Source organism: Bradyrhizobium sp. UFLA05-108, assembly GCF_059803455.1.
This window is the reverse complement of the sequence record NZ_JBANAZ010000158.1, coordinates 1-3159: the sequence shown is the minus strand read 5'-3', so window position 1 is coordinate 3159 and position 3159 is coordinate 1. Positions and strand designations below refer to the sequence as shown.

2 protein-coding genes and 2 pseudogenes are annotated in these 3159 nt (G+C 59.8%); 1 reads left to right on the top strand and 3 read right to left on the bottom strand.

The window, feature by feature from the left end; genetic code table 11:
- Positions 1–381: pseudogene (locus tag SO140_RS45495) on the top strand (IS66 family transposase); the annotation flags it as partial.
- A 25-nt stretch (positions 382–406) separates the two neighbouring features.
- On the opposite strand, the gene SO140_RS45490 reads toward SO140_RS45495, so the two are convergent.
- The 3 genes and pseudogenes from SO140_RS45490 to SO140_RS45480 form a co-directional block, all read right to left on the bottom strand.
- The gene (locus SO140_RS45490) at positions 407–2482 is read right to left on the bottom strand and encodes a recombinase family protein (protein WP_498544159.1); all 2076 of its coding nucleotides are present in this window, start codon (positions 2480–2482) and stop codon (positions 407–409) included.
- Positions 2475–2630 (bottom strand): hypothetical protein, encoded by a 156-nt coding sequence (locus SO140_RS45485; protein ID WP_498544160.1) that lies wholly within the window; start codon positions 2628–2630, stop codon positions 2475–2477. Before SO140_RS45485 ends, SO140_RS45490 begins: the two co-directional genes overlap by 8 nt.
- Before the next feature lie 79 nt (positions 2631–2709).
- Positions 2710–2922, bottom strand: a pseudogene (locus SO140_RS45480) (DUF5372 family protein); the annotation flags it as partial.
- Positions 2923–3159 lie beyond the last annotated feature (237 nt).

Sequence of the window (3159 nt, the reverse complement as noted above, 5' to 3'; positions counted from 1 at the left end):
CTGCGGCGCCGCTTCTTCGACCTTGTCCAGGACGGTCCTGCCCCAATCGCGAGTGAAGCTCTCGAGCGTATCGCCGCTCTCTATGCGATCGAGAAGTCGATCAAGGGCCGCAGCGCCGACGAGCGCCGTGCCGCCCGCCAGGAGCGCAGCAAGCCGCAGGTAGCGGCGCTCAAGATCTGGTTCGAGCAGCAGCTCACCCGCGTCTCGGGCAAAGCGACAATCGCCGAGCACATCCGTTACGCCTTGAATCATTGGGATGGTCTGACGCGCTTCCTCGACGACGGCCGCATCGAGCTGGACACAAATATTGTCGAGCGAAGCATCCGTCCTCTTATCCTTAACCGTAAGAATGCGCTGTTCGCGGGGCATGACGTTGGCGCTTCATACTGCTCATCTGGTGATGCCCTTATAAAGGAAGGAGATTTTGCTGCGGATCTCGAGATATCGGGCGACGTGATCGTCCGGCATCGGCTTCGCGGCACACAGCGTCTCGCTGCAGGTCGGCAAGCTGGATAATCCAGGGCGCTCCGCCGCACAGCTGCCGGGCCGGAAGGGTCCCACTGCTGACCATCCGATAGGCCGTCGTGCGGCTCACCTTCAGAATGTCGGCGGCTTCATCCAACGTAGCTTCGGCGCGCTCGGCTCGTTCACCTTCGCGGTAGACAGGAATGCCGTTGGTGTTGCGGAGACTGCAGACGTGGGATCGCGTCCAACTCGCACCATGTGCAGTTAGCTTGCCGGACCGATTGAGGATCGCAGCGATTGCCGTGTCCGATAATTGCCTCGCCAATACGCGAACGAGATCGAGGACATCGGCTTCGACCGTCCAGCGGGTTTGTCCGATCTTGTTCTTTTTGACCGTCAACTGGGTGTGGTCGCCGCCCTGCCAGTGAATGATGAGCGCCAATGTATCGCCCACGACATCGACGATGATCTCTTTGACAAGCAGCCTGATGATCTTCTTGCGTGTCTCGACGGATGCGCCGGGACTGTTCCACGCCTTGGTCAAATCCTTGCCGAGAGTCATCAGCCTCGCGTGATCCGCGGCGGAAAGCGCCGGGGTGTGCTGCCTCTGTTTGAGGGTCTCGAGCTGGACCTCCAGGTCGCGCAGTTGAACCAACTTCTCGTTCCAGCGCCGCTCTAACTCGCTGGCGACCAGCCGGTTATCGGGATCGACGGCATCGTACTGCCGCCGTGCCCGGGCGGCTTCGTATTGAGCGTGCTGGATTGCATTCTCGATGTGCTTACGCTTGTCGCAATGATGCACGCTCTGGGCCTCCATTGCGGCTAGCGCCGCTTCAATCCCAAGCGGCTGTAGTTGATCGAGCACCTCTTGGGCGACAGCACGATCGACCCGCATGCCGCCGAAGCCGATACAGTTGTCGGCCGCTTTGATGCCGAACGCGCCGCGGCAGGCATATCGCTGCGTATTCCCGCCCTTTCCAGTGTACTGGATATGCAGGCGTCGGCCACAGCGCGCGCAACGGAACAACCCTGGCAGCAAGGCCTCGCCGCGCCTTATGGAGCCGCGACCCATATAGCTCTTCCCGTTGGCGTTGTCGGCGATCAGGTGCTGATTCCTCTCGAACTCAGTCCAGGCAATGTAGCCTTCATGATGGTCGTGAATCAAAACCTCCCAATCCTTCCAATTGCGCCGGAGCGTGTCGCGCATGATCCGCTTGCGGCCACCCTTGATCGTCACGCGTGTCCCTCGCCGACCATAGGCGTAAGAGCCAGCGTACACTGGATTCGTCAGCATGTGGTGCAGTGTGTGATAGACGGGTGTCTTCCATTCGACGGGGCGTTTACCGCGACCTTGCATAATCGCTGGAACAAACACGTTCTCCTGCCTGAACCAAAGCAGCACCTGCCGGATTGACTGGAACTCGGCGAATTTGCGGAAGACGAGCAAGATGCCGTCCTGGACGCGTCGATCAGGATCCTTCTCGATACGGTCGTCATCTGTCTTCGCGTAGCCGACGGCGACGGTCAAATGGAGTTCGCCCCGTCGCGCCTTTTGGCGCATGGCCTCGACGGATCGTTGCCGGAAGATCGACAACTCCATCTCGCTCATGGTGCCCTTCATACCAAGCAACAGCCGGTCATTGGGTGAGCGTGGATCATAGATTGCTTCCTCATCGACAATCAGTGTGCCGACCAGGCCGCAGAACTCCAGCAACGTGTGCCAGTCTCTGCCGTTCCGGGCAAGGCGTGATGCCTCGAGCGATACCACGGCGCCAACCCGTTCTTCGCAAATCGCGGCCAGTAGCTTCTCGAAGCCCGGTCGGACCGTTCCGCCACCGGATCGGCCGAGATCATCGTCGACGAGTTGAACGTCTTCCCAGCCAAGCTGCCGCGCACGCTCGACCAAGCCATACTGGCGTCGTTGGCTCTCGAGATTGTTGACGACCTGATACGCTGTGGATTGGCGGATATACACGAAAGCGGCGCGAGCCAGGTGCGCGGGCGTGATCTTATTCATTGCCTGCTCCCTTTTTGCCGTTGGCTGCAGGCTCGTTGGCCGGCTTCGTCGCCGCTTCCATCAGCAATGCTCGCAGAAGGGCCAACGCCTTCTGGCGTTCTGTGCCAATCATGTCGCTGGGCTGGGTTAGGGGAAGGAACAGATCCATTTGCGTACGACACTGCCTTCTCATCGCCGAATCCTCCGGGGCTTTCTTCCTCCGGACGACAGTGTACGAGATGATCAACCAGATTACGCAGTTGAAGGAGTTGGCTGACGGGAAGGCGCGGAATCGTTACAATCTCTGTCGAACATGCCGACGGATCGAACATCCAGCCTGGCACCTGGAAGGAGCCGCCATGCGGTTGCCGAATCAGGAAATAATGAACACCGTCGTGCTCATGGTCGCCGGTCACCAGGACCATCCGGCCAGCCAGCGGGTGGAACGGATAGGTGATCACGGCTTCGAATGTCAGAAACCCGGCACTATGGCCCCGGCCCGGATGAAGGCGCGGAGAACTGGGCCTGCATCGCTTCGCTGATCGAGACCTGCCTATGCCGCTCGCGGCATAGGCAAGTTTATGCCGCTCGGCGAACTATGCCGAACGGGCTCGTTTTCCTCATGATTCACACTGATCTGCATGTAATCGATTCGGCATAGTGCGTTCTGTGTCTCCGCCCTCAACAGCGGAGAACGG